The sequence below is a fragment of the Longimicrobium sp. genome (assembly GCF_036399255.1).
Classification (GTDB): Bacteria; Gemmatimonadota; Gemmatimonadetes; order Longimicrobiales; family Longimicrobiaceae; genus Longimicrobium.
On sequence record NZ_DASWNM010000134.1, the window covers coordinates 70,267 to 96,596 of the forward strand.

Annotated in this window: 18 protein-coding genes and 1 pseudogene; 15 read left to right on the forward strand and 4 right to left on the reverse strand. The window is 69.8% G+C overall.

Going from position 1 to position 26,330, the window contains the following annotated elements; translation table 11 throughout:
- Nucleotides 1-152: 152 nt before the first annotated feature.
- Entirely contained in the window at nt 153-3,707 is a 3,555-nt protein-coding gene (gene smc, locus VGC13_RS24160) for a chromosome segregation protein SMC (protein WP_331127872.1), read from the reverse strand.
- The gene (locus VGC13_RS24165) at nt 3,704-5,278 is read right to left on the reverse strand and encodes a hypothetical protein (RefSeq protein ID WP_331127873.1); all 1,575 of its coding nucleotides are present in this window, start codon (nt 5,276-5,278) and stop codon (nt 3,704-3,706) included. Before VGC13_RS24165 ends, smc begins: the two co-directional genes overlap by 4 nt.
- 431 nt (nt 5,279-5,709) lie before the next feature.
- On the opposite strand from VGC13_RS24165, the gene VGC13_RS24170 reads away from it, so the two are divergent.
- Nucleotides 5,710-5,967, forward strand: a complete 258-nt coding sequence (locus VGC13_RS24170) for a hypothetical protein (protein ID WP_331127874.1) — start codon at nt 5,710-5,712, stop codon at nt 5,965-5,967.
- An 18-nt stretch (nt 5,968-5,985) separates the two neighbouring features.
- Nucleotides 5,986-6,320: pseudogene (locus VGC13_RS24175) on the forward strand (type II toxin-antitoxin system PemK/MazF family toxin).
- Nucleotides 6,321-6,394: 74 nt separating this feature from the next.
- Here the strand turns inward: VGC13_RS24175 and VGC13_RS24180 are convergent.
- Both VGC13_RS24180 and VGC13_RS24185 read right to left on the reverse strand, forming a co-directional pair.
- Complete coding sequence (locus VGC13_RS24180; RefSeq protein ID WP_331127875.1) at nt 6,395-7,468, reverse strand: LptF/LptG family permease; 1,074 nt, start codon at nt 7,466-7,468, stop codon at nt 6,395-6,397.
- Entirely contained in the window at nt 7,465-8,907 is a 1,443-nt protein-coding gene (locus VGC13_RS24185; protein ID WP_331127876.1) for an LptF/LptG family permease, read from the reverse strand. The genes VGC13_RS24180 and VGC13_RS24185 overlap by 4 nt, the downstream gene beginning before the upstream one ends.
- Before the next feature lie 113 nt (nt 8,908-9,020).
- Here VGC13_RS24185 and VGC13_RS24190 point away from each other — a divergent pair, with 113 nt between their 5' ends.
- The 13 genes from VGC13_RS24190 (at nt 9,021) to VGC13_RS24250 (ending at nt 26,309) form a co-directional block, all read left to right on the forward strand.
- Nucleotides 9,021-9,950 (forward strand): M28 family peptidase, encoded by a 930-nt coding sequence (locus VGC13_RS24190; protein ID WP_331127877.1) that lies wholly within the window; start codon nt 9,021-9,023, stop codon nt 9,948-9,950.
- Complete coding sequence (locus VGC13_RS24195) at nt 9,950-10,702, forward strand: helix-hairpin-helix domain-containing protein (RefSeq protein ID WP_331127878.1); 753 nt, start codon at nt 9,950-9,952, stop codon at nt 10,700-10,702. Before VGC13_RS24190 ends, VGC13_RS24195 begins: the two co-directional genes overlap by 1 nt.
- Nucleotides 10,703-10,808: 106 nt before the next feature.
- Complete coding sequence (gene pilB, locus VGC13_RS24200) at nt 10,809-12,521, forward strand: type IV-A pilus assembly ATPase PilB (RefSeq protein ID WP_331127879.1); 1,713 nt, start codon at nt 10,809-10,811, stop codon at nt 12,519-12,521.
- A 353-nt stretch (nt 12,522-12,874) separates the two neighbouring features.
- Nucleotides 12,875-13,996: a type IV pilus twitching motility protein PilT gene (locus VGC13_RS24205; protein ID WP_331127880.1), complete on the forward strand. Its 1,122-nt coding sequence runs from the start codon at nt 12,875-12,877 to the stop codon at nt 13,994-13,996.
- Nucleotides 13,997-14,132: 136 nt separating this feature from the next.
- On the forward strand, nt 14,133-15,335 hold the full coding sequence (locus VGC13_RS24210; RefSeq protein ID WP_331127881.1) for a type II secretion system F family protein: 1,203 nt from the start codon (nt 14,133-14,135) through the stop codon (nt 15,333-15,335).
- Between the two features lie 540 nt (nt 15,336-15,875).
- Nucleotides 15,876-16,292: a KAP family P-loop NTPase fold protein gene (locus VGC13_RS24215; protein ID WP_331127882.1), complete on the forward strand. Its 417-nt coding sequence runs from the start codon at nt 15,876-15,878 to the stop codon at nt 16,290-16,292.
- Nucleotides 16,293-16,885: 593 nt separating this feature from the next.
- Nucleotides 16,886-18,334 (forward strand): ferritin-like domain-containing protein, encoded by a 1,449-nt coding sequence (locus tag VGC13_RS24220; protein WP_331127883.1) that lies wholly within the window; start codon nt 16,886-16,888, stop codon nt 18,332-18,334.
- A gap of 3 nt (nt 18,335-18,337) precedes the next feature.
- Nucleotides 18,338-19,714, forward strand: coding sequence for a hypothetical protein (locus VGC13_RS24225; protein WP_331127884.1), 1,377 nt, complete (start codon nt 18,338-18,340; stop codon nt 19,712-19,714).
- The gene (locus tag VGC13_RS24230) at nt 19,711-20,586 is read left to right on the forward strand and encodes a hypothetical protein (protein ID WP_331127885.1); all 876 of its coding nucleotides are present in this window, start codon (nt 19,711-19,713) and stop codon (nt 20,584-20,586) included. Before VGC13_RS24225 ends, VGC13_RS24230 begins: the two co-directional genes overlap by 4 nt.
- Nucleotides 20,583-21,917 (forward strand): radical SAM/SPASM domain-containing protein, encoded by a 1,335-nt coding sequence (locus VGC13_RS24235; protein ID WP_331127886.1) that lies wholly within the window; start codon nt 20,583-20,585, stop codon nt 21,915-21,917. The genes VGC13_RS24230 and VGC13_RS24235 overlap by 4 nt, the downstream gene beginning before the upstream one ends.
- A 3-nt stretch (nt 21,918-21,920) precedes the next feature.
- Nucleotides 21,921-23,405 carry a flavin-dependent monooxygenase QhpG gene (gene qhpG, locus VGC13_RS24240; protein WP_331127887.1) on the forward strand — a complete coding sequence of 495 codons (1,485 nt, stop codon included), beginning with the start codon at nt 21,921-21,923 and terminating at the stop codon, nt 23,403-23,405.
- A gap of 1,235 nt (nt 23,406-24,640) precedes the next feature.
- Nucleotides 24,641-25,072: a hypothetical protein gene (locus tag VGC13_RS24245; protein WP_331127888.1), complete on the forward strand. Its 432-nt coding sequence runs from the start codon at nt 24,641-24,643 to the stop codon at nt 25,070-25,072.
- A 601-nt stretch (nt 25,073-25,673) separates the two neighbouring features.
- Complete coding sequence (locus VGC13_RS24250) at nt 25,674-26,309, forward strand: hypothetical protein (RefSeq protein WP_331127889.1); 636 nt, start codon at nt 25,674-25,676, stop codon at nt 26,307-26,309.
- Nucleotides 26,310-26,330: the final 21 nt, after the last annotated feature.

The following is a 26,330-nucleotide window of genomic DNA, read 5'->3' on the forward strand; positions in this document are numbered from 1 at the left end:
CCGCATCAGCTCTGCCCGAAATCTACGGTCCCGCGCCGTTTGCGTCCACTCGTCCCGGAAATGGAGACGCGGAGGGCACGGAGCAGGCCTTCCGCGCCCCCCCGCGTCTCCATGCCGGAGCGTCTTTTCCCGGGTCGGCAGGTTCCGCGCTCCTACGCCACCCGCTGGTCCCCGAACGACCAGGCGCCCTCCAGCTCCACGCCCACGATGGTGGATACGCCCGGCTCCTCCATCGTCACCCCGTAGATCCAGTCCGCGGACTCCATGGTGCGCGGGTTGTGGGTGATGACGATGAACTGCGTCTGCTCCTTGAAGTCGTTCAGCAGCTGGATGAAGCGGCCCACGTTGCTCTCGTCCAGCGGCGCGTCCACCTCGTCGAACAGGCAGAAGGGCGACGGCTTGACCAGGTAGATGGCAAAGAGCAGCGACAGCGCCGTCAGCGTGCGCTCGCCGCCGCTGAGCAGGTGAATGCGCTGCGTCTTCTTGCCGCGCGGCGACGCCTGGATCTCGATCGGCGACTCCAGCGGGTCGTCGGGGTCCGCCAGCCACACGTCGCATTCGCCGCCCTGGAACAGCGACTGAAAGGTGCGGTGAAAGTTCTCGCGCACCCGGTTGAAGGTGCCCATGAACACCTCGCGCGCGGTGCGGTTGATCTGGCGGATGGCCGACGACAGGTCGTCGCGCGCCTTCGTGAGGTCGTTCTGCTGCTCCAGGAGGAAGGTAAGGCGGCGGTCTTCTTCCTCGTGCTCCTGCACGGCCAGCATGTTGATGGGGCCCAGCGCGTCCACCGCCTGCGCCACCTCGCGCACCTCCACGCGCCACGCGTCCGGCCCGCCCTCGTCCACGGGGGCCGCCTGCGAGGCCAGCACCTCCCACGTGCGCCCCCACTCCACCTCCACCCGCTCGCGGACGCGCACCAGCCGGCTTTCCTGGTCCGCGCGCTCCAGCTCCAGCCGGTGGCGCCCCTCCGAGGCCTCGCCCTCGCGCCGGCGGGCCACGCGGGCGCGCTCCTCCGCGTGGGCGATCTCCGCCTCCAGCTCCCCCAGCCGCGTGTCGAGCCCCGCCAGCAGCGACGCCTCGCGGTCGCGCTCGGCGAACAGCCCCTCCACCTCGTCCCCCGCGCGGTCGCGGATGCCGGACAGCCCCTCCAGCGAGCGCCGCAGCTCCGTGGCCTCCGCCTCCAGCGTGCGCCCGCGCCCCGCCGCGCCCTCCGACCCCTGGCGCGCCGCGGCAAGGGCGCGCTCCAGCTCGCGCAGGTCGCCCTCCGCGCGGGCCACGGCCACGCGCAGCTCGCTTTCTTCGTCCCGCGCGGCCTCCCAGACGCTGTCCAGCTCGCCCAGCGCGCCGCCGGCCCGGTGCTGCTCGCCCACGGCCTCGCCGGCGGCCCGCTGCAGCTCCGTCATCCGTCCGTCCACCGCCGCGATGCGCTCCGCGGCCTCGACCGAGAGGCGGCGCGCGTTCGCCATCCCCACGCCCACCTCCTCGCGCTCGCGGCGCAGGCGCGTCTGCCGGTGGCCGTGGGCGGCGGCGTCCGCGTCCAGCTGGCGCAGCTCGTTCTCCGTCCGCCGGACGAAGTCCTCGGCCTCGCGCGCCTGCTCCTCGGCCACCGCCAGCTGCTCGGCCAGGGCGTCGCGGTCCAGCGCCAGGCGGTCGTGGGCCACGCGCGCGTCCTCCACCTCGTTGCGCAGCCGGGCCAGCGCCTCGCGCCGGGCCAGGATCCCCTCGCCGCTGACGGGCTGGCCCAGGCGGATGACGCCGCGCGGGTCGACGGTATCCCCCAGCGCGTCCACGCGGGCGCCGCGGGCGTACCCCTCCAGCGCGTCCTCGCCCTCGACCACCAGCAGGCCGTGGAGAAAGGCATCCACCCACGGCGCCGCGTCCCCCTGCCCCGCCACGCCCAGCCGCGCCGCCGCGTCCGCCTCCTGCACCGCCTCGCGCACGCCGGGCGCGTCCAGTGGAAGAAGAAGGAGGGTGCCGCCGCCGTCCCACTCGTCCCGGAACCAGCGGCGCACGCGGCGCGCGGCGGCCAGGTCGTCCACCACCAGCGCCTGCAGCAGCGTGCCCAGGAACGACTCCACCGCCGTCGCCGTGGCCGCGTCCGCCGTCGTCGCGCGGACGAAGTCGGCCAGGGGGGCGCGGACGCCGGGAACGCGGTCGCGCAGCCCCATCAGCGCGGTGACGGCGGGGGAAAAGCCCTCGTAGCTGCGCTCCAGCGCCTCGCGCGCGGACACCTGCGCCGTCAGCCGCGACAGGCGGTCGTCCGCGGCGCGCAGCTGGTCACGCAGGGCGGCTTCGCGGCCGCGCAGGACGCGGATCTCCTCGCGCGCCCGCTCCGCCGCGTCGATGGCGGCGTCCAGCCGGTCGCGCAGCGCCTCGCCCTGGCCCGACCACAGCTCCGTCTGCTCGTCCAGCATCGCCAGCTCGCCCGCCAGGCCGGCCTCCTGCTCCGCCAGCCGGGTGATGCGCTCGGCGGCCTCGGCGGCGCGGCGCTCGGCGGCGGCGCGCTCGCCCTCGGCGGCGGCGATCTCGCGGGCCAGGTCGCGCGCGCGGGCCGCGGCGGCGTCCGCGGCCTGGCGATGCGAGGCCAGGGTGGCGCGCAGGGCCTCGTTCTCCTCCAGCCGCGCCTCCAGCCGCTCGCGCATCCCCTCCAGCCGCCCCCGGGCATGGGTGACGTCCCCCTGCAGCCGCGCCGCGTCCGCCGCCAGCCGTTCGGCGCGCTCCGCCAGCTCGCCGCGCTCGCGCACCAGCTGGGCGATGCGCATCTCCGCATGCGAGCGGCGCTCGTCCGCCAGCAGGATCTCGCGCTCGCGCGTGTCCAGCCGCCTGCGCACCTCCTCGAGCCGCGCGGAGACCGCCGTCCGCTGCCGCGCCACCTCCGACTGCTCCAGCCGGCGCTCCTCCAGCGTGGCTTCGGCCGTGGCGCGCTCGGTGGCCGCGTCGCGCCCCTCCGCCTCCAGCGCCGCCAGCCGCCGCGTTCCCTCCGCGAGCGCCAGCGTGAGCGAATCCGCCTCGGCCCGGGCGATGGCCATCTCCAGGTCCAGCCGCCGGGCCTGCAATTCCGCGTGGCGCTGCGCCCTGCGCTTCTGCCGGGCGAGGGCTTTCACCTTCGATTCCACCTCGCCCACCAGGTCGTTCAGGCGGGAGAGGTCCACCTCCGCCGCCTCGAGCCGGCGCTGCGCGGCCTTGCGGCGGTCCTTGTAGCGGCCGATGCCCGCGGCCTCCTCGAACATGGCGCGGCGCTCGTCCGGCCGCTCGCTCAGGATGGCGTCGATCATCCCCGCCTCGATGATCGAGTAGGCGTCGGCGCCCAGCCCCGTGTCGCGCAGCAGGTCGTTGATGTCGCGCAGGCGGCACGACTGGCGGTTCAGGAAGTACTCGCTGCCCCCTTCGCGAAACACCTTGCGCGCGATCTCGATCTCGGTCTGCGGAATGGGGACCGACCCGTCCTCGTTGCCGAAGACGAGCGTGACCTCCGCGTAGTTCAGGGGACGGCGGCGGATGGTGCCCTGGAAGATGACCTCTTCCATCTTGGCGCTGCGCAGGGCGCCCGCGCGCGTTTCGCCCAGCACCCAGCGAACCGCGTCTGCGGTGTTGCTTTTGCCGCAGCCGTTGGAGCCCACGATGGCGGTCACGCCGTCGCGAAGCTCCAGCACCGTCTTGTCAGCGAAGGACTTGAAGCCGTGGAGCTGGAGGGAGCGAAGCTTCATTTGGGGGAAGCGGGGGGCCGGCCCGATCTCTCGACGAGACGGGGGGGAATGCTGGCGCCCTTCAGCAGCTCCGTCATGGCGGCGGCGCTGGCGGTGTCGCGGTAGGCGCCGCCGTACACCTTCCAGCGCTCTGTGCCGTCGGTGTAGGGAACGGGCGCCACGTAGGCGGGAATGGCGCGCGAGGTCAGCGAGTCCGCCCGGGCGCGGGCCGCCTCGGCGGTGGGGTACTCGCCCAGCTCGTGAGCCAGCGGGCGGTGGTCGATCAGGGCGTAGCGCCCGCCCGCCGCCTCTTCCTCGATCACCTTCTCCGCCAGCAGCCGCTCGCGCAGCGCGGTGACGGCGGTGGTGTCGGCGGCCATTCCCGCCATCACCTTCCAGTAGGTGATCCCCTGGTTGGCCTCGGGGACGATGAAGAACTGCGCCTCGCTGAACCGCCGCGACACCTCGCGCGAAAACACCGCCGCGTCGTCCCAGCTCTGGAAGTTGCGCACCTGCACCGAGTACGGCAGCACCGCGCCCGCGGCGGCCACCGGCTGCGGCCGCACGGGCGCCGCCGCCGCGGGGACGGCCTTCGCCGGTGCCGGCTCCGCATCGCGCGCGGTGGACGAGCCCAGCAGGTCCGGGAAGCCGGGGATGAGCTGCGGCCCCAGGAAGACCAGCGCGGCCAGGAGCGCCACCAGCAGCAGGACCAGGAGCAGCGGCGACACGGCGCGCTTGCGCTTCTTCGGCTCGTCCGCGTCCGTCCACTCCGGGTCCGGGACGGGGATGGCCTCGGGCGAGACCGGCGGCGCGGCGGGCGAGCCCGGGACCGCCGCCGTGGGGACGATCACGTCGTTCACGCCGGCCAGCTCGGCGCGGGTTCCCGGCGGCGCGTTCCAGGGCGCCACGGGCTCCGGCTCGGGAAAGCGGTCCGCGGGCGACGCCGGGCGCGCGGCGGGGACGGCGGCGGCGTCGTCGCGGCGGGGCGGGGTGAGCCAGGCGCGCACGCTGAACGGATCCGCGAGCCCCGCGGGCATGGGGCTGGCGCCGTCCCCGCCGCCCAGCAGGATGGCCTCGCTGGCAAAGCGCCGCAGCGAGGCCAGCTCCGGCGCGTCGCTGGGGACGAAGAGGAGCAGCGCCGCCTGGTTGTCTCGAAAGCCGGCCACGATCTTGTCCCAGCGCGGGTTGCGCAGCACGCCGCCAGGGTCGTCGCTGTAGGTGCCGGCCGAGATCAGGTGAAAGCCGCGGCCGGGGACCGCCCGCGCGCTGCGGGCCAGCGACGCGCCGTAAAGAAAGATGTCGACCACGCCGTCCTGGTTGGGCATCCCGATGCGCTCGTGAAGGAACGGGTCCTCCAGGCACAGGTCGGCCAGCACGGTGCGGCGCCCGGCCGCGTGCCACCCCGTGGCCAGGCTGACCGCCGCGTCGGCGGCCCAGCTGCGGTCCGCCGCGCGGTCGAAGAGCAGCAGCACGGGACCCGGCGCGGCCGTCTCGCCCGCCACGGGGGCGGGCAGGCGCTCGAACGACGGGTCGAAGAACGTGGGGGCCGGGACGCGTCCCGGGTCGCCGGCGTGCGGCTGCGAATGCGTCATGGGCTCTGGAAGGCTGTGCCGGGCAGAGGCAATCCGGGTCAGGAACGGAAAGTACACGGCGGAGTCGTTGCGAAGCAAGCGTTTGACGCACGGTGGGGTCCCGACGCCGTGCCTCGTCCGGGCATGAACCGGCACCTCGACAGGACAGCCGTGAAATCCTCCATGACCCGCGGGTGCAGAAGGCAATCCGCGTGGAACGAGAGGCGGCTCACGGATTCAGCCTGAGCCCGCGGTGGAGTCGTGGGCGAAATCCCACAACCGGCGAGCTACCGTCAGGGTTGAGACCGCCACAATGCACGCCGAAAGGGATTGACAATCTCGTCGCGGTTCGGGTACACTTCGCCTGCAGGCCGGGTTGTCACGACAACCCGCGCAATGCCAAGGGGTACAACCATTGTACGCCTTGGATCGGCACCAGAGAGGGACCACCGATGGCCCGAACTGCTTTTCGCGCACCCTACGCTGGCCGTCAGGCGCTGCTCAACCTGCGCAGGCGTCTCAACGACCCGGCCGTCGCCGCAAGCACGGCCGAAGCGCTGGAGAACCTGGACTGCGAGCTGTTCTTGCGCGAGTACGAACAGGCGTATGCAGATCTCCGGGACGACCCGGAAGAGTGGGCGGAGGTTCAGGCGGAGCGGCGCGCATTCGACGGGTCGCTGATGGATGGGCTGAATCCGGATCAGGCCTGACCGGACGTGCAGCCGCCCGTGAGACAGGGGGAAGTCTGGTACATCAACTTCTCCCCCGCCGAGGGGCATGAGCAGCAGGGACAGCGGCGCTGATCGTCTCTCGCAACGCGCTGAACCGCACAGGGATGTGCATGGTCGTGCCGGGCACGACCACGTTCAAGAAGCGCCCCGGGCGGGTGGCGCTCCCCGCGGGTGAAGGCGGAGTGACGGAAACGACGTATCTCCTGTGCGACCAGCTGCGGACGGTGGACGCGACGCGCCTGATTCGCCGCTGTGGCGCGGCGGACCGGCGGTATGTCGAACAGGTCCTCACTCAGGTTCACTACTTCCTGACGCCGGAACTTGCCGACTGAACCAGCAGATCAAGAGAGGCGCGGAGACCTGGTCTCCGCGCCTCTTTTTCCGTCCAGCGACCAAACGCCAGCGCTTACGTGCGGACGCGCACCATCAGCACCAGGCCGGCGACCAGAAAGAGCAGGTTGGGGCCCCACGCCGCGACCATGGGGTCGATGGCGCCGCTGCTGCCCAGCGCCTTGCCCACACGAAAGAGCAGCATGTAGATGATGGTGATCCCCAGGCTGATCCCCACGCCGTACGCCGTCCCGCCGCGGCTGGACGAGGTGACCAGCGGCGCGCCGAACAGCACGATCACGATCACCGCCAGCGGCACCGAAAGCTTGAGCGCCTGCTCTACCCGCAGCGGCAGCGCGTCGCCGCCGGAGCGCTCGATGGCGCCCACGAAGCGCGTGACCTCGGCGTAGCGCATCTGCTCGGGGTCGCGCGGCTCGGCCATCAGGTCCTCGGGCATCTCGACAAGCCCCGGGACGGAGAGGGTGTCGAAGCGCACGGCCTGCTCGCGCCCGTCGGCGTGCAGGGTGCGCTTCCACCCGTCCTCCAGCCGCCAGCCGCCCTTCTGCCGCCAAACGGCCCGGCGCGCCATCAGGTGCACCCCGGGCGTCTTGTCGGTGGCGTTGCGCTCCAGCGCCAGCTCCGTCATCTCGCCCGTTCCCGCGTCCAGCCGGCGCACGGAGAGGATGCCCTCGCGCTCCGTCTGGAAGACGAAGTTGATGCGCGGGCCGTTGGCCGCCTGTGTCACCGCCTCGCCGCGCAGGGCGGCTGCCTTGCGCATGCTGGCCGGCACCACCTCGCTCAGCCCGAACGCCCCCGCGCTCAGCACGATGGAGAGCAGCCCCACGGGAACGAACAGGCGCCAGAAGCTCACGCCGCCGGCCTTGGCCGCCGTGATCTCCTGGTGGCGCGTAAGCCCGCCGATGGTGAACACCGTGGCCACCAGCGCCGCGATGGGAAAGGCGTACACCATGAACTGCGGGAACTGGTACACGTACGCCAGCCCCAGCCGGGCGATCGGCACCCCGCGGTCCATGTAGGTGTCGATGTTGTCGGTGATGTCGCCGATGATGAACAGCAGCGGCAGCCCCAGCACCAGCATGATGAAGGTCAGCAGGAACTGCCGCAGGATGTAGCGGTCAAGCAGCTTCATGGCCGCGCCCTCCGCATCCGCTCCAGCGGCGCGCGCACCGCCTGCAGCAGTCCGTCCCACGCGCCGCTGCGCGCCGTGGACGTTTCACGCCCCATGGTCGCCAGGCCGAACAGCCCCACCACCGTCATCAGCGCGTTCATGATCCACATGGCCACCGCCGGGCTCACGATCCCCCGCCCCGCCAGCGACTCGCCGCCGATCAGCCCCACGTAGTACAGCGAGAACACCGCCATGCTGGTGGCGATCACCATCCCGATCCCCCCGCCCCCGAAGCGCAGGGCCAGCGGCGCGCCGATGATCACGAACACCAGCGAAGCCACGGCGATGGAGTACTTCTTGTGGATCTCGACCCAGTAGTTGCGAATGCTTTCCTCCAGCTGCCCCACCTGCCGCCCGTTGTTGGCCAGCAGGTCGGCGGTGCGGCGGGTGCGGGTGCGCAGGTTGCGGCGCTCCGCGTCCATGGCGGCGACCATCTCGGGCTCCAGCCCGGCGCGCGACATCTCCGCGCCACCGGGGCCGGGAAGGTCGGCCTCCTCCTTGCCCGTCAGGGCAAAGTCCAGGTCCGCCAGCGCGCTCTGCCGCAGCGTCTTCGCCTCTTCGGCCCGCTGGCGCGACAGGGTGTCGATCTGCGCCTGCAGCATGCCGATGGTCATCTCGCGGTCGCCGCGGTAGCCGTCGGGACGGTCGTTGCGCTGCAGCTGGTTGCCCACGCCGGGCACGCCGAACACCTGCCGCTCGAAGTACACGCGGCGAAAGTTGTCGGGCTCGCCGGCGTTCACCTCGCGCGTGTGGCCATCGTACAATTGCAGGATCATGTCGGTGCCGCTGCCGCTGAACCAGGCGCGCCCCGAGTCGGCGAACACGGTGTGCAGGGTGGTGGGGTTGCTCACGTCGAACATCTGCACGTCCCACATCCGGTTGGTCCCCGGCTCGATGCGGCTGGCGCGCAGGTAGTACACCTTGCCCCCGCTCTGGGGAGAGATGCGGTTCAGCGTCTGCTCCTCCAGCAAAAAGGTGGGCGTCTTGCGGCCGATGTCGATGATGAGCTGGCTCCACAGGTGGTTCGACTCGGGGAGCACGCGGTCGTTGAAGACGATCATCCCTCCCGTGATCACCCCGGCGGCCAGCAGCAGGGGCGCCAGCATGCGCCGCAGGTCCACCCCGCTGGCCTTGAGCGCGGTGATCTCGTTTTCGGCCGTGAGGCTGGAAAAGGTGAACAGCACCGCCACCAGCACGGCCATGGGAAAGGTGAGCGCCAGCGTGGCCGGCAGCGCCAGCACGAAGAACTCGCCGATCACCCGCGGCGGCAGCCCCTTTCCGGCCAGGTCCGCCAGCCGGCGCGCCAGGGTGTTGATCAGGATCACCCCGGTAAGGGCGAGAAACGCAAACAGAAACGGGCCCAGGTGCGCCCGCATGAGGTACCGCGTAAGGATCTTCATCGGGCCCGCCGAGGACTTGCCGGTTGCGTGGGACGGCGCCTAGTATACGCCGTACGGCGGGGCGGTACAACCGTACCGTCCACACCGTCCTGAAATCTTCCCTGCCACATCCCGTGCCCCTGATACCGATGCGCGGCGCCGCCCGTTCCGCGGCGCTGGCGGGCGCGCTGCTGCTGGCCGCCTGCGCCGACCGCCCGCCCCCCGCGCCGGAGTTCCGGGCGGAGCGCGCCTGGTCGTACCTGAACCGGCAGCTCTCCTTCGGGCCGCGCTACGCGGGAAACCCGGGGCACCGCCGCCAGCTGGCGTGGCTGCTGGAGGAGCTGCGCTTTCGCGCGGACACGGTGCTGGTGCAGACGTTCACCGCCCGCGACGCGGACGGAAAGGCGCTGGAGCTGACCAACGTGGTGGCGCGCTTTCGCCCGGAACTGAAGGACCGCGTGCTGCTGGTGGCCAACTGGGACACCCGGCGCCGGGCGGACGGCTCGCCCGAGCCGCTGGACCGCAAGTTTCCCGTCCCCGGCGCCAACGTCAACGCGTCGGGGGTGGCGGTGCTGATGGAGATGGCCGAGCTGTTCCGGCGGCAGCCCCCGCCGGTGGGGGTGGACCTGCTGCTGGCGGATGGAGACGACTACTCACGGGAGGTGTCGATGGCGGGAACGCGAACCTTTCTGGCCCGCATGCCCGGCTACCGGCCGCGCTACGCGGTGGTGCTGCAGGGCGTGGCCGACGCGGCCGCGCAGTTTCCCCTGGACGCCGCCGGGGCGGAAGAGCCGGCACGGCGGATGTGGGACGCGGCGCGGCGGCTGCGCTACGACTCCGTCTTCGTCCCCCAGCCCGCGCCGCCCGCGGCCAACCAAGGCCCCGTCCTGCGCGCCGCGGGAATCCCCACCGTGGTGGTAGCGGACCGGGAGTACGGGCCGCTGAACATGCACTGGCACGCCGCGGACGACGTTCCCCGCTACCTGCGGCGCGAGACGCTGGGGCTGGTGGGGCGCACGCTGGCCGAGACGGTCTACGCCGAGACGCCGGCGGGGGAGGGCTGATGGGAACGCCGCAGGAACGGCTGGCGCTGGGGGTGGCCGCGCTGCTGCTGGCGGGGGGCGCCACGGTGCGCGCCCTGCGCACGGAGCCCGTCCCCGCCGCGCTCACCGGCCCGCCCGCCGCCGAGGCACCCGCGTCGCGCCTGGCCGCGCAGGTGGCCGACTCCGTCGAACGGGCGGAGCGCCGCCGCGCGCCGCTGGCGCCGGGGGAGCGCATCGACCCCAACACGGCGGGGACGGACGAGCTGGACCGGCTGCCCAAGGTGGGCCCGGCGCTGGCCGCGCGCATCGTGGAGTGGCGGCAGGCCCACGGCCCCTTTCGCACCCTGGCGGACCTGGACTCGGTTCCCGGCGTGGGCCCCGCCCTGCTGCGCGACGCCGCGCCGCACCTGGCGCTGGCCCCCGCGCATACGACAGCAGGGAATAGGGAACAGGGAACAGGGAATAGCGGGCAACAACCCCTGGTGTCCACAGGAGACCCTTCCCAACCGGCTGCTTCCGTAGCAGATTGGGACCGTTCTCCCCAAAACGTGACTCACGGGCCACCGGCGGCGTCATCCCCGGTCGACGTCAACACGGCGACGGCGCAGGAACTGGCGGCGCTGCCGGGGATTGGCCCGGCGCTGGCGCGGCGGGTGGTGGAGTGGCGCGCGGCGCACGGCCCCTTTCGCGGCGTGGACGCACTGAACGACGTGCCCGGCATCGGCCCGGCGACGGTGGAGCGGCTGCGCCCGCTGGTGCGCGCTACCCCTTGACACCGCTTGCACTTGCGGCGAAGCTAGAAGGATAATCCCCGAAATCCCGCCCGGCGCGCGCGATGGTCCCTGCGTGCCGGGACTCCCGCCCAGAAAACAGGGCTAGATGGCCGTTTCCGCCCCCGCAGACCGGATCGGCGAACAGCTGATCCACGAAGGACTGGTCACCCGCGAGCAGCTGTCCAAGGCGCTCGACGACGCGCGCAGCAACGGCACGCGGGTGGGCTTCAGCCTGGTCAAGCTCGGCTTCATGGGCGAGCAGGACCTGGTTCGCGCGCTTGCCCGCCAGCACCGCATTCCCGCGGTTGACCTGGAGCGGGTCAAGCTGGACCCCAAGATCCTGCGTCTGCTTCCCAACGAGATCGCCATCAAGCACCAGGTGCTGCCGCTGCGGCGCGTGGGTCGCACGCTGACGGTGGCGATGGCCAACCCCACCGACCTGGGGGTGCTGGACGACCTGAAGTTCGTCACCCGGCTGGACATCGAGCCGGTGATCGCGGGCGACTTTTCGCTGCGGCGGATCATCGAAAAGGAGTACGAGGGCGGGGCCGACGACAAGATCAACGACCTGCTGAAGCAGATCGAGCAGGAAGAGGTCGAGCTCGTCGACGACACCGAGGAGGAGATGTCGGTCACCGCCCTGCAGGCGGCGGTGGACGAGGCGCCGGTGGTCAAGCTGATCAACGGCATTCTGAGCGACGCCGTGCACCGGGGCGCGTCCGACATCCACCTGGAGTGCTACGAAAAGGACATCCGCGTACGCTACCGCATCGACGGCGTGCTGCAGGAGATCATGCGGCCGCCCATCAAGATGAAGGCGGCGCTCATCTCGCGCTTCAAGATCCTCAGCGACCTGAACATCTCGGAGCGGCGGGTGCCGCAGGACGGCCGCATCAAGCTGCGGCTGGGGCGGCGGGTGATCGACTTCCGCGTGTCGACGCTGCCGACGCTGTTCGGCGAGAAGATCGTGCTCCGAATCCTGGACAAGGGCAACCTGACGCTGGATCTCGAGAAGTTCGGGATGGAGCCCAAGGCGGAGCAGGACTTCATGAAGGCCATCATGAACCCGTACGGCATGGTGCTGGTCACCGGCCCCACGGGCTCGGGAAAGACGACGACGCTGTACAGCGCGCTTTCGCGCATCAACACCGCCGAGGTCAACATCATGACCGCGGAGGACCCGGTAGAGTACAACCTGCACGGGATCAACCAGGTGCTGGTGCGCACCGAGATCGGGATGACCTTCGCGGCGGCGCTCAAGGCGTTCCTGCGGCAGGACCCCAACATCATCATGGTGGGCGAGATCCGCGACCTGGAGACCGGCTCCATCGCCATCAAGGCGGCGCTCACCGGCCACCTGGTGCTCAGCACCCTGCACACCAACGACGCCCCCAGCACGATCACGCGCATGATCGACATGGGGATCGAGGCGTTCAACGTGGCCAGCGCGGTGAACCTGATCACCGCCCAGCGCCTGGTGCGCCGCATCTGCTCCAACTGCAAGGAGCCGGTGACGTACCCGCGGGAGTACCTGGACGCGGCGGGACTCACGGACGAGGCCCTGGACGGGATCACCTTCTACCGCGGCGCCGGCTGCGACACCTGCGGCGGCAGCGGCTACAAGGGCCGGCAGGGATTGTACGAGGTGATGGCGATGAGCCCCACGCTGCGCCGCATGGTGCTGCAGAGCGCCTCCACCGCCGACCTGCAGGCGCAGGCCATCAGCGAGGGAATGCTGACGCTGCGCATGGACGGCCTGCTGAAGCTGCGCAAGGGGATTACGACGCTGGAAGAGGTGGTGAAGGAGACGGCTGCGTAGGGGAACGGCAGGGAATAGGGAATAGGGAATAGGGAATAGGGGACAGGTTACAGCGGGCGAGGTGGTCGCGGGGGCCGAGGGTCCGGTGCGGCTGGGCGGGTCCCGATCGATGCCCGGTGGTCGGGACCGCAGCGGGATGCCCGCGCAGGCTGTAACCTGTCACCTGTAACCTATTCCCTGCTCTCTCCGGCGGCACACAACTTGGTTACCTCCAAGGCAGAACCGCGAAAACCGCGCAGATCCGTAAGCCGTGGCGCCGGGCCGTCTTGCACGCTGCAACAGATGTTGCGGAGTGCGGCGGCGGGTGGCCGCGGGCGGCACCTTTGGAAGCACCCCGTTCTACGAAAGTCCCCATGACGATGACCGCCGAGGCCAACCGCGTGGCCCCCGAAGCCGCCCGCAGCCTGAACCTGCGCGCGCTGCTGGAAGAGATGATCGAAAAGGGCGCCAGCGACCTGCACGTGACGGCCGGCGAGCGCCCCAAGCTGCGCATCGACGGGCACATCACCGACAGCGGCGTGGACCACGTCCTGACGCCCAAGGACTGCCTGCAGCTCACCTACAGCATCCTTACCGAGAACCAGAAGAAGCGGTTCGAGACCGAGGACGAGCTGGACTTCAGCTTCGGCATCCAGAACCTGGCGCGGTTTCGCGGCAACGTGTACCGCCAGCGCGGCTGCGTGGCGCTGGCCATTCGCCAGATCCCGTTCAAGATCCAGACGTTCGAAGAGCTGCGCCTCCCCGGCATCATCAGCAAGATGGCCGAAAAGCCGCGCGGGCTGGTGCTGGTGACGGGGCCCACGGGCTCGGGCAAGAGCACCACGCTGGCGGCGATGGTCGACAAGATCAACAAGGAGCGCAAGGGGCACATCCTCACCATCGAGGACCCCATCGAGTTCATCCACCGCCACCAGGGGTGCATGGTGAACCAGCGCGAGGTGGGCAGCGACACGCAGTCGTTTGCCCGCGCGCTGAAGTACGCGCTTCGGCAGGACCCCGACGTGATCCTGGTGGGCGAGCTGCGCGACCTGGAGACGGTGCAGGCGGCGCTCACCATCGCCGAGACGGGCCACCTGTGCCTGGCCACGCTGCACACCAACAGCGCCGCCGAGACCATCAACCGCGTGATCGACGTGTTTCCCGCGCACCAGCAGCCGCAGATCCGCGCGCAGCTGGCCTTCGTGCTGGAGGGCGTGGTGACGCAGCAGCTGCTCCCCAAGGCGCGCGGCCGCGGGCGCAGCATGGCGTGCGAGATCATGGTGTGCACCCCGGCCATCCGCGCCTGCATCCGCGACGACAAGGTGCACCAGATCTACTCCATTATGCAGGCCGGCAAGAAGCACGGCATGCAGACGCTGAACGACTCGCTGTACCAGCTGTACGTGCAGCGCGAGGTGGCCCTGGACGAGGCCCTGAAGCGCACCAGCGACCCGGCCGAGTTCCAGCGCATGATCGGCGAGCCGGTGGCGAACTGAGGAGAAGAAGTACCTAGTGCCTAGTTTTCGAGTACCGAGTTTACTAGGTACTAGGTACTAGGTACTAGGTACTAGGTACTAGGTACTAGAAACTCTTCGTCTCGCTGTCCCCTGTAACCTGTTCCCTGTCCCCTACATGCCAACCTTTGCCTACAGCGCGCGGTCGTCCAGCGGCGAGCTGATGAGCGGCGAGATCGACCTGCCCAGCCGCGACGAGGTGGTGGGCTACCTGGTGCGGCAGCGGCTGCGCCCGGTGTCGGTGAACGCCAAGGCGCGCGACATCAACATCCAGTTCGGCACCGGGATCAAGACCCGCGAGGTGGTGATCTTTACCCGGCAGTTCGCCACCATGATCAACTCGGGGCTGCCGCTGGTGCAGAGCCTGACCATCCTGGCCGAGCAGACCGAGAACAAGATCTTCCAGAAGGTCATCACCCAGGTGCTCAACGACATCCAGGCTGGCCAGACCCTGGCCGACTCGATGAAGAAGCACCCCAAGGTGTTCACCGAGCTGTACGTGAACATGGTGGCCGCGGGCGAGGCGGGCGGCATTCTGGACGTGATCCTGATGCGCCTGGCGGTGTTCCTCGAAAAGAACGACGCCCTGGTGCGCAAGATCAAGGGCGCCATGACCTACCCGGCGGTGATGCTGTGCGTGGTGATCCTGGCCACCACCATCCTGCTGTGGAAGGTGGTGCCGGTGTTCGCCACCATCTTCACCTCGTCGGGGCTGGAGCTGCCGGCGCCCACCCGCGCGGTGCTGGCGATCAGCGAGTTCCTGCAGAGCTACATCTTCTTCATGGTGCTGGGAATCGTGGGGCTGGTGTTCGCCATCCGCCGCTACTACCGTACCGACAACGGGCAGCTGGTCATCGACCGCATGCTGCTGCACATGCCGGTGCTGGGCGGCATGCTGCGCAAGTCGGCGGTGTCGCGCTTTACCCGCACGCTGGGCACGCTGATCTCGTCGGGCGTAAGCATCCTGGAGGGGCTGCAGATCACCGCCCGCACCTCGGGCAACCGCGTCATCCACGACGCGGTGATGCAGTCGCGCGCCAGCATCGCCGGCGGCGCCACCATCAGCGAGCCGCTCAAGGCCTCGGGCGTGTTTCCGCCCATGGTGGTGCAGATGATCAACGTGGGTGAGCAGACGGGCGGCCTGGACGACATGCTCAGCAAGATCGCCGACTTCTACGATGACGAGGTGGACGCGGCCGTGACGGCGCTTACGTCCATCCTGGAGCCCATCATGATCGTGGTGATGGGCATCGTGATCGGCGGCATGGTGGTGGCCATGTACCTCCCCATGTTCGACATGATCAACACCGCGCAGACCTGAGGCGGTGCTGAGCATATCTATTTTGTCGCACGTGCGACGTCGGATTCTGTCGTGGTGATGTAAGTGAATGTGGCGTGAGAACTTGGCAGGCCCTCCTCCAGAGCATGATCTGGGGGAGGGCCTGTTTCTTCTATTCACGGCTACCATTTGCGACAGAATCCGATGTCGTGGTCAGGTGCCGGGTCCTACCTCGCGTTCGCCTGCCTCGACACCAATTCCGCGTGAATGCTGGTTTTTGTGGGTTTGATCGCGGTGCCCCCCCTGCACGACATCGGATTCTGTCGCGCAGTGCCCGTGGGAGGACCACATCGGATTTTTTCGCATACCTTTGAGGCTAATTCTTTCATTGACTTAGCGTCTTTTTTTTCCCATTCACACTCGGCGGTCCGCGTAGGGGCCATTTGCGCGTACCTTGAAGGCCGGTCGTGAGGTGCGATGCAGACCCGTCCTTGCGACTCCGGGGGGGATTTGCAGAAATTGCGCAGTTCAGTGCGCCCAGCCTGCCGTTGTATTCCCCACGACCATCCCCGCACCTTCTATGTGGCCGACAACGAATCCCCCATCGATCTCTACAACGTGCAGCACCTGGTCGCGGCCGTGGCTTCCACGGCCAGGAACCAGCGCCTGCTGCCGGTGACCATCGGCGTTTACGGCGACTGGGGGAGCGGGAAGTCGACCGTCGTGCGCATGGTGAAGGAGCAGCTCGAGCGCGAGGAGGACACGCTCTGCGTGTACTTCAACGGCTGGCTGTTCGAGGGCTACGAGGACGCGAAGGCCGCCATCATCGGCTCGATTCTGGATGAGTTGGCGGACAAGCGGCGCGCGGTTGAGAAGGCCGGAGACCTGTTTCACCGGCTGCGCAAGCGCGTCAACGGGTTCCGCCTGATGGGGTGGGGTATCAAGACGTACTTCAGCGTGAAGGCGGGGCTGCCCCCCCGCCTGACGCGGCGGCGGTGAGCACGGAGGTCGTCAAGGCAGCTGCGGACGGGATGGAGGAATCACTTGGTAACTGTATTCTCTTCTTGGTGGAGCAAATTGCTCAGGGGCGGGGCGGAAACCGGTTTCGGCGTGACTGCCGCCGTGGTGGGAAGCGTAGAGCCGGCGCCGTGGTGAGCAGTACGCCCGAAGGCAACGGCCGGGGTGAGCATTCTGGCCGGGTCGGCAGCAAAGGTCGCAAAGCTCCCGCTGAGCAGCCGGTCGTCCCGCGCGATCCGCCAGCCATCCGGTTAGTGTCCGGTGCGTGCCTTACCCTATCCACGCTCATGCCGTGGAGACGCGCTGGAGTGCGTGTCCACGTCCGTGCGCAACCCTGAGCTCTGTTCAAGAGGGTGTCTGTAGCGCCGCATCCCCCAGCTTTGTAAGCCCGTGCGCGGATCCACAAGTTCGGCGCAGGGCCGTTCCATTCGTGGTGATCCTGCCGATGTGCAACTTAAAAAGGTTGCAGCGACGGTTTTTGACATTTATAGTGGCGTATCAGGCGGTACCGTTCGTTCCTTTCATGGACCAGCTGTGTCCGTGTGGGCCTCTTCCTCCATCCATCTGCTTGCTTCATGGCTTCGCGACTTACGCGGCACCTGATCTGGACCCATCCGGACGCGCCGGAGGCGCGCGCGCCAGACGGCGAACCCAAGACGATGTTCAGGGCCGTGATGCCCGGGGGGCCGGCGCAGATGGCGTTCAGGGCGTTCACCGCCTCCGAGCTGCGCGGGGAGACGTCGTCGGAAACGCTCAGCGTCAACCTGCCAAGCGTTGCCCGGGACCGCGCCATCTATTTCCTGCACATCGGCGCCGAGGTGGAGCACGCACTCATGGTGCAGTACCTCTACGCCGGGTACTCCCTGGACGCCTCGCAGGTGCAGGACCCCAAACATCGCGCGCTGGTCCAGCAGTGGCGCGAGACGATCCTGCTGATCGCGCGCGAGGAGATGGGCCACCTGGCGGCGGTGGAGAACATCCTCACGCTCATCGGGGGCCCGCTTTCGTTCGACCGGCAGGAGTTCCCCGTGGAGAACGAGCTGTACCCCTTCCCGTTCGACCTGGAGCCGCTCACCCGGCGCTCGCTGGGCAAGTACGTGCTGGCCGAAAGCCCCAACGACGAGGCGCTGGCGGCCATGGGGCTCACCGAAGAGATCGAGGAGATCAAGGAGTACGTGAAAGCCGGGGGCACGTCGGTCAACCGGGTTGGCGTCATCTACGATGCGGTAATGGCGCTCTTCAAGGCGCCCGACGAGCCGAAGTACCCCGGGAAGCGTCCCTTCTTCATCCAGTCCGGCGACATCCAGGCGGATTCCGAGGGTTTTCAGGTAGGGCCGGGCGAGTGGGGGCTGGGATACAAGGACCTGCTGATTTGCACCGCGAACGACCGTACATCGGCCCTTGCGGCGCTGGAGGCGGTGGCCGAGCAGGGGGAGGGGGAGAAGGTCGAGGACTTCGCGTCGTCCCACTTCGGCCGGTTCCTGACCATCTACCGTGCGTTCCCCAAGGACGGCGAGTGGACGCCGGCGCGCAACGTGGCGTGCAACCCCACGCTGGGCCGCCACGCGCCGCCGGAGCGCCAGATCACACATCCCACCGCGCGGCTGTGGGCGGGTCTGCTCAATGTGCGCTACCGCATGCTGCTGGCGTACCTGGCGCACTCGTTCCAGGTGGAGGAGCCGGTCAAGCAGTGGACGCGCACCTCGCGGGGCCTTCTGGTCTCGTGGGCGTTCGGCGAAATGTACAACGTGCGCTCCATCTCCGAGATCCTGATGCGGCTGCCGATGCACCCGGGCGGCGACGTGTACGCCGGGCCGCCGTTCGAGATGCCGTACACGCTGGCGCTCCCCACCCGCGACGCCGACCGCTGGCGCACCCACCGGGACCTGTTCCTGATGTCGCGCAACTACATCAACCTGCTGCTGGCGGACCCCGAGGCTCAGCCGTACCGCACGTACCTTGAGGGGCTGCGCACCGCGGGCGAGGCGGGGGTGGAGCAGGCGATCACCCTGATCGGAGGCTGACCCGTGGCCGACCGCATCGTGGAGCTTCGCATCCTTCCCCCGTTCGCCATCGGCCGGCTGGGGTCGTCGCCGGACCCGATGGACAACTATGACCTGGTGCTCCCCGACCCCATCTCGGTGCGCCGGATCGTCGCCGCCGACACCATCGTCGTGGACCCCGCCACGGGCGCCGCCACGCTCAAGCGGCCGCCCTTCGACGTGCGCTTTCGGGATGCCGGGTACCGCATCCGCCCCATCGCGCCGTTCCTGGAGGTATGGGCGCGGCGCGAGGGGAGCGAGGAGCTGGTCCCCCTGACCGCGGGGATGCTGGAAGAGCTGGGGCTGGGGCCCGACGCCGTGGAGTGGCGGGTGCACGTGGGCAACGTCAAGGCGTTCCGGCGCACCAACGACCCCAACGATCGCGTGGAGGCGGTGGCCGGCCCCTTCCGCGACCACGGTCCCCACCCGTTGCTTGGACAGTGCGCCAACTTCCTGGAGGGCAAGGTGCTTCCTCTGGGATCGGTGCAGTACGTGCGTCCTACGGCCGAGCTTCCCGAGATCCGCCTTCGCTTTACCCCCGCGGCCGGGCTGGTGTACGGCCCGCCGCCCGACCCGGGGCCCACCGATCCCAACATCGCCGACGCCGTGTACGACCCGGAGAAGGGGAGGTGGAAGGGGTACATTGACCCCAGTGACCCCAAGATCGACCCGGTCGGCGTCCGCCGGGCGACCAATCCTGCGAACGTGTACGCCGGCGTGGCCCAGGGGAACAACCAGATCAGCTACGGCTATCTGGACGACGAGTGCGACGGGTTCGTGGAGGTGGCGCTGCACACGGCGGAGGGCCCGCTCACCGCCTTTGCGCGGGTGGCAGCAGGCCCGCCCACCTTTGCCCCCGACAGCGCGCCCGTGCGCACGGTGGGCGATGACCTGGAGCAGGCGATGTTCGGCCCCGACGTGGACGCCCCTGCCGACCCGCGGGAGGTGGAGGAGGTGGGCGAGATCGTACGTCGCGCGCTGGAGACCGTGCGGCTGATGAACACGGCGCAGATGAACGGCGCGTCGCTGCAGCGCGGGGTGGGGATGGCGCGCATGGACGCGCTGGACGTGAACCGGGCGCTGGAGCCCATCGTGGAGCCCGCGATCGCCGATTCGCTGGCCATCCGCGCCCGCCACGAACGCGTGCTGCTTTCGCTGGCCAGCGGCTCGCTGGCCTGGTTTGCCCGCGTGCTGCGCGCGTACGACGAGGTGGGCTCGCTCTCCGACGAGAGCCGGCGCAAGATGCCGGCGCTCATGCGCGGCGCGGACGGCCGGCACCTGGCACTCACGCGGCGGCAGGTGAACAAGGTGCGCGCCGCCGCTGAACTGATTACCCGCGCCGCCGCCGAGGCCGAACGATGAGCCCCCCCAGAGAGCCGATCAAGGCGGTGAACCTGACCGCCCAGCTGGAGTTCCGCGCCGCCGGCAACCCGCCCAGCACGCTGCCTTCCACGGCGATCTCCAACGCCTTTCCGGGGCTGGAGATGGACTTCCGCAACGTGTGGAAGCGCATCTTTGTGGGCATTCAGCTGCACGAATCCAACAACCTGGTGGTCGCGGCCGACGACGACGCGCCGGAGGCGCTCAAGGCGCTGGTGAACGCCTACCGGCTGATCTCGGCGGCCGGGTGCCCGGTCACCGTGGAGGTTACGGGGCCCGCCTATCCCGGCGGCCCCTCCGTGCCCCTGCCGGACAGCACGTTCAACGAAACGCGCATGCCCATGGAGTGGTCCAACGCGCTAGCCGACGTGGTGCACCGGTACCAGGGGCAGGAGGTGGAGTGCGTGTTCGAGCGGCTCCCGGATCCCGCGAAGCCGGACGCGCCGGTACGGGAGACCACCCGGTGGCTGAAGGTGCGGCCTTTCTTTCACCAGGCCGTGGAGGACGACCCGCACAGCCGGCAGGCGGTCATCGCCCGCGACATCGCCCCGCCGGGCGTGCTTTCCGAGAGCCTGTGCTCGCCCTGGCAGAACGACTACCGGGAGTGCGCCTGCTTCTACTGGGCGGCCAGCCGGCCGGACTACGTGAACGTGGAGCCGCGCGGCGACGGCACCAGCACGGGCCAGCAGTGGATGCAGAAGGATCGCGACGCGTCCACCCCGCTGGTGTACATCGTGGACGACTGGATGGACCCGGCGCTGCTGAGCCACGGCGACCTGTTCCGCCACTGGGAGCGCTCGCTGCGCTTCGTCATCGGCGGCAAGGACGAGCCGCCGCCGGGCGACTCCCCGTGATCGTCCAGCTTCAGCGCCGCCCGCCCGCGCCCCGGCCCGACGCGCGCCCGCCGGCGGCGGTGCACCGCTTCGACACCGCGGACGGCCGGCACCTGCTGGTCGTCAACGGCTCCCGGGTCTTTACGCTCGAAGCGGCGGCGGCCGCCGTATTCGACGCACGCGAGCCGGGAGACGTGGCCTCCGTACTGGAGGAGATGGGGCTCGCAGCACCGCCGTTCGTGGACGACGCGCCGGTGCACGACCCGCCGGTGCGCGCCCTTTCGCTGGCCATCGCGCAGAAGTGCAACCTGGGCTGCACGTACTGCTACGCGCAGCAGGGGGAGTTCGGCGGCCCCGCGCGCGACATGACGCCCGAGGCGGCGCGCGGCGCCGTGGAGCTGCTGTTCAGCGGCGCGGGGCCGGGCGACGCCGTGAACCTGGCGTTCCTGGGCGGCGAGCCGCTCACCAACCGCGCCCTGCTGCGCGAGTGCACCGAGCGCGCGGCGGCCATGGCGGCCGACCGGGGCGTGCGGATCGGCTTTTCCGTGACCACCAACGGCACCCTGCTGCGTCCGGACGACGGCGAGTTCTTCGAGCAGCACGGCTTCGCGGTCACGGTGAGCCTGGACGGCGTGGGTGAAGCGCACGACCGGCTGCGGCCGTTCCGCGGCGGCCAAGGGAGCTACGACCGCGTGCTGCGGAACGTCCGCCCGCTGCTGGCGATGCAGCGCGCCATGCAGGTCTCTGCTCGCGTCACCGTCACCCCGGCCAACCTGGCGCTCCGCGAGACGCTGGACGAGTTCCTGGGGCTGGGCTTTCACAGCGTGGGATTTTCGCCGATGCTCTCGTCCCCCGCCGGCACGGGAGAGATGGACGGCGATGCGCTGGGCGCGATGCTGGAGCGGATGATCGACTGCGGCGACGAGTTCCAGCGCCGCGTGCTGGCGGGCGAGCGGTACGCCTTTCTGAACATGGCCAACGCCATGCGCCAGCTGCACCGGGGAACGCACCGCCCCTACCCCTGCGGGGCCGGTGCCGGGTACCTGGGCGTCTCGGCGGATGGGGCGCTGTCGGCGTGCCACCGCTTCGTCGAAGACCCGGCGGGACAGCTGGGCCACGTGGGCACCGGGGTGGACCTGCACCGCCAGCGCGCCTGGCTGCAGACCCGCCACGTGCACCGCCAGGAGCCCTGCCGCGGCTGCTGGGCCCGCTACCTGTGCGGCGGCGGGTGCCACCATGAGGTGATCCGGCGCGGCCGGCCCGCGTGCGACTACATCCGTGGCTGGCTGCACTACTGCCTGCAGGCGTACGTGACGCTGGCCGAGCGCCGGCCCGGGTACTTCCAGGCGTAGCGCATGGCGGCGCGCGAGGTCCGGGTGGAGGTGTGCGTGGTGGGCGGCGGCCCCGCCGGCGCCGCGCTCGCCCGCCGCCTCCAGGCCCTGGGCCACGCCACGGCCGTGGTCGAGCGCGACGTGTTCCCCCGGCGGCACATCGGCGAGTCGCTGACGGGGAGCATGGTGCCGCTGCTGGAGGTGCTGGGGGTGCGCGCCGCCGTCGAAGGCGCCGGTTTCCTTCGGCCCTCCGGCGCCATCGTGCGCTGGGGGGAGGAGGAGGCGCGGCGTGGGGAGTCCGGGGGGGCGGGCTTCCAGGTGGACCGGGGACGCTTCGATGCGCTGCTGCTGGACGCTGCGGCGCAGGCGGGGACGGTGGTGGTGCAGCCGGCGCGCGCCGTGGCGGTGGAGCGGCGCGCGGAGGGCGGATGGTCTACCCGCGTCCGAGGCGCGGAGGGGGAGACGACGATCGTCTCCCGGTTCCTGGCGGACGCCAGCGGGCGTCCCGGGCTGTTCGGCGCCCGGCGGCGGCGGACCGCCGCGCGGACGGTGGCACTGTTCGCCTACTGGCGCGACGTTCCCCTGGACGGCCCGGAGACGCGGGTGGAGGCGGGCGACGACGCATGGTACTGGGCGGCGCCGCTTCCCGGCGGCGAGGTGAACGCCGCCGTCTTCGTCGACGCGGCGACGTACCGGGACGAGCTCCGGCGGGCGGGCGGCCGCGCGCGCTACTACCACCGCCTCCTGGAGGCGTCCAGCCTGCTGGCCCCCTGCACGCGCGGCACGCGGGTCACCGGGGTGCACGCCTGCGATGCCACGCCGGGGTTAGCGGCCACGCTCGTGACGCGCGACCGGATCAGCGTGGGCGAGTCGGCGTTCAGCATCGACCCGCTCTCGTCGCAGGGGGTGGCGGCGGCGATCGGGTCGGCGCTCCACGCGGCCACGGTGCTGCACACCATGATGGCGCGGCCGGAGCACGCGGCATTGGCGGTGCGCTTCTACCGGCGTCGAGGGATTGCGTCGGTGCGCGTGCACTCGGAGGCGGCGGCGCGCTTTTACGCCGAGGCGGCGCGGACGCGCCCGGGCGCCTTCTGGACGGCGCGGGCGCGGAGGCCGGCGGAGGCCCGGCTCCCGGGTGGGGAGCCCGCGCCCATCACGCTGTCCACCCGGGTGGCGCTGGGAAGCGGGGTCTGCTTCACGCCTGCCGCCGCAGTCCGCGGTGATTTCGTGATTCCCGTCACGGCGGTGAGCGCCCCTGCGCTCACCTCGCCGACCACGTTCGTCGGCGGCATCGAGGTGACACCGCTGCTGCGGGCCCTCGACCGCCCTCTGCCCGTGGCCGAGGTCCTCGGCGCGTGGAGCCAGGGGCTGCCGCCTTCAAGCAGTACCGCCCTCCTGCGGTGGGCGCTGGAGCGGCGGGTGATCGTGCCGAGTGAGGCCCAGCCAGCCTTCCTCGTTCACGCTCCGGCCTCGCCGGACCTCGGACCGATCGAGAACGCCGAAGGCTGAGACGGCAGCCAGGCACCTGGCTGAAGATCGATGTCCGGCAGTCTGGGAGTCCGTTTCTCAATCTGCATCCCACCACGTCCCTTCCCGCGGCGTTGCGTCGGCCTCGCCAAGCCCATTTCGCGAACCTCCATTCGCCGAGGTGGCCTCCATGCGCGTTCACTTGCATTGGGAGCCGTTTGGCAAGACTGTCTCCGCCGAGATCCAGCGCGTTGTGGACGGTATCATCGCGGAGACCTACAAGAGCAAAAACGAGGAGAACAAGGAGAAAACCGTCGAGGGTAGCCCCGTCCGATCTCAATGTCTTCTCGGACCCTGCGGGCCAGGACGGCGGCGGCATACCAGACCTCACGCGGCTCCGTGGTGCGGGCGCTGGCAATTGCCTCCAGAACCTCCAGGACTGATGTCCCGATCGGACCCGGCAGCGGTTCCGGACCGGTCAGCTGGGCGTACGCGGTGGTCGTCGCCGCAAGCAATGGAATCCGGCGGATCGAATCGGGGGGCACAAGGTCACTCAGCCACAGTGCGCTGGCAGGATCGACATACCTGGCCAGCACCAGCATCGCTCCGACCCGCATGGAGATCTGTCCCAGCGCCCAATCGTGCCTCCCGGCCGGATTACCCGTCTGGAGCACCTGGGCAGCGAGCCGGCAGTCGTTCCGATGCCGGGCAGCCGCTGCCGTCTCGCTTCCCTGGCCGCTGAGGGGTGCGGTGGCGCAGAATGCAGCCACGAGAGCGCCGACTATACGTAAGCTCATCCGTATCACCGTCTCAGTTGCTGGACGCAGGTTCAGGAATGGCACGCAGCACCGCGCCCCGTTCGTTCCTCAGACTGCAGTCTCCACCAGAATCACGCGGCACGGGAAGCCCTGGAAAGCCGCCCTCACCATGGATGGCGAAGGACTCACGCCGAGCAACATCATCCAGATCCCACCACGCTTGATCATAAGCATCGTACGGCGACCATTCCAGCGGCCGCGCTCCGTGAACCGGCGGAGTGATCCGGTACACGTGGGTCGGCTGAACGTCACAGAAAAATGCCTGGAAGTCAGCGAAGCAGAGTTGCGCAGCCGTCTCACACAGACTCTGCTCCCTCTGCGTGAGAATAATCTGTTGCCGGAACCGGGATGCCACGCGTCTGTCGGCGCCCTTCTGCCCGTGCTTCGCCACGTGTACATTGAGCCGCGCAGGCCCCTCCCCCGTCCGTTCAACATCCCCGCCATCATCGCATTGCCATGATGACCATCCGCCGCCTCCTTCCGGCCGCGCTCGCCGCCGCGCTCTGCGCCATCGTCCCCTCTCGCGCAGCGGCGCAGTCGATGGATGCGGGCAAGTGGATGCTGATCCAGTACGACAACGTGTACATGGATACCTCCACCATCGTGCCGGCGGAGGGAGGCGGGCAGCGCGTGTGGCTTCGCGCCCTGTTCGAAGGCGAGCAGGAGTGGCCCAGGCACCCGGACGTCAAGTACAACGCGCTCTACTACGAGCGCGTCTACCGCTGCGACACCTTCGAGTGGGTGACGCTGCGGCACCAGGCGTGGCTCGGCGAGCGCATGGTGCGCGACATGCCCAACATGTTCGCCGGACACATGAACAACGGGCGCGACAACCAGGAGGACGTCTTCCAGATCGTCTGCGAGCACATCCGCACCCGCGAGCAGGACTGAACCGCCGCAGGAGCTTCGCCGCGCTCTCACCAGCTCCGCGACGCCGGTTCGAAACACGGTGTGAGGGCAGCGAAACTCCAATGGATGGAGCGCAAGCGTGGGCGCCGCGACAGAGAGATCGCGGCGCCCCCGCTTGCTTCTGGCATCCTGGCACATTCCCCATCCAGCAACTTCCCGCTCCCACGTATTGACGCATTCGGGATTGGACAGGTATCTTCAAAACATCTGATCCTTCGGCTCCGCAGCCGTTCCCGCATGGAGCCGTTCATCCGGCCATTTTCTCCCTGGCGCTCTGGCGGACGCGAACTGCCACCGAGCACTGGAGCAATGGGAGAAATTGGGTTAGATTAAAGGCATTGCTACACATACGCGCATCTGGACGGACCATCTGGCTGCCCGCACTTCGCCGCTTCGCGGTGCGGTGAGCCCAACCGCCCGGGTGCTTCTCCACACGCCTCGCGGCCGGGCCACTGAACGGCTCGGCCTTCCCCGTCCGAAACCCCGAACGTCTTTCATCCGTTGAAGTTGAGGAGGCCGCCGCGTTGCACGCCGCAACGGGCCGGACCGCCGCCTCCGCAGCGAGAACGGATCGAGATCGCCCGTGAACGACTTCCTGCAGACCGCACTCACCTTTCCCACCGTCGCGTACAGCGTGCTGCTGGCCGTGTGCGCCGTCTACTGGCTGCTCGCGGCCACGGGGCTGGCGGATGGCGACGCCGTGGACGCGATGATGGGCGGCGAAGGGGATGCGGGCGACGCGGGTGCCGCGGCGGCGATGCTTTCGCGGCTGGGGCTGCCGGGCGTGCCGCTGATGGTGGTGCTCACCACCCTGAGCTTCGCGGCCTGGGTGGGGACGTACTTCGTGCACCTGCTGGTGCTGCGGCACATGCCGGAAGACGCGCGCACCCCCGCCGGCGTCGGCACGCTGGTGGGGATGCTGGTTCCCGCCCTGGCCGTCACGTCGCTCGCGCTGCGCCCGGTAAGCCGGATGATGGTGAAGCTGCGCCCCGCCACCGACGCCTCGCTGCTGGGCAAGGCGGGCGTGATCGTAACCCCCACGCTGACCGCGGACGCCGGCCGGGCGGCCGTGGACGACGGCGGCGCCGGGCTCATCCTGCAGGTTCGCCACGGCGACCCCGGCGCGCTGGCCCGCGGCGACCGGGTCGTGCTCATCGAGTACCTCGAAGGGGAGAACGCCTACCTCGTGGTATCCGAACCCAAGTTCCTCGGCCGGTAATTCCATCCACCCCCAAGAGAG

Bases quoted from the DNA above. Each gene is read 5' to 3' on its own strand.
- smc (WP_331127872.1), bottom strand. From the start codon at position 3,707: ATGAAGCTTCGCTCCCTCCAGCTCCACGGCTTCAAGTCCTTCGCTGAC.
- VGC13_RS24165 (WP_331127873.1), bottom strand. From the start codon at position 5,278: ATGACGCATTCGCAGCCGCACGCCGGCGACCCGGGACGCGTCCCGGCC.
- VGC13_RS24170 (WP_331127874.1), top strand. From the start codon at position 5,710: ATGGCCCGAACTGCTTTTCGCGCACCCTACGCTGGCCGTCAGGCGCTG.
- VGC13_RS24180 (WP_331127875.1), bottom strand. From the start codon at position 7,468: ATGAAGCTGCTTGACCGCTACATCCTGCGGCAGTTCCTGCTGACCTTC.
- VGC13_RS24185 (WP_331127876.1), bottom strand. From the start codon at position 8,907: ATGAAGATCCTTACGCGGTACCTCATGCGGGCGCACCTGGGCCCGTTT.
- VGC13_RS24195 (WP_331127878.1), top strand. From the start codon at position 9,950: ATGGGAACGCCGCAGGAACGGCTGGCGCTGGGGGTGGCCGCGCTGCTG.
- pilB (WP_331127879.1), top strand. From the start codon at position 10,809: ATGGCCGTTTCCGCCCCCGCAGACCGGATCGGCGAACAGCTGATCCAC.
- VGC13_RS24205 (WP_331127880.1), top strand. From the start codon at position 12,875: ATGACGATGACCGCCGAGGCCAACCGCGTGGCCCCCGAAGCCGCCCGC.
- VGC13_RS24210 (WP_331127881.1), top strand. From the start codon at position 14,133: ATGCCAACCTTTGCCTACAGCGCGCGGTCGTCCAGCGGCGAGCTGATG.
- VGC13_RS24220 (WP_331127883.1), top strand. From the start codon at position 16,886: ATGGCTTCGCGACTTACGCGGCACCTGATCTGGACCCATCCGGACGCG.
- VGC13_RS24230 (WP_331127885.1), top strand. From the start codon at position 19,711: ATGAGCCCCCCCAGAGAGCCGATCAAGGCGGTGAACCTGACCGCCCAG.
- qhpG (WP_331127887.1), top strand. From the start codon at position 21,921: ATGGCGGCGCGCGAGGTCCGGGTGGAGGTGTGCGTGGTGGGCGGCGGC.
- VGC13_RS24245 (WP_331127888.1), top strand. From the start codon at position 24,641: ATGACCATCCGCCGCCTCCTTCCGGCCGCGCTCGCCGCCGCGCTCTGC.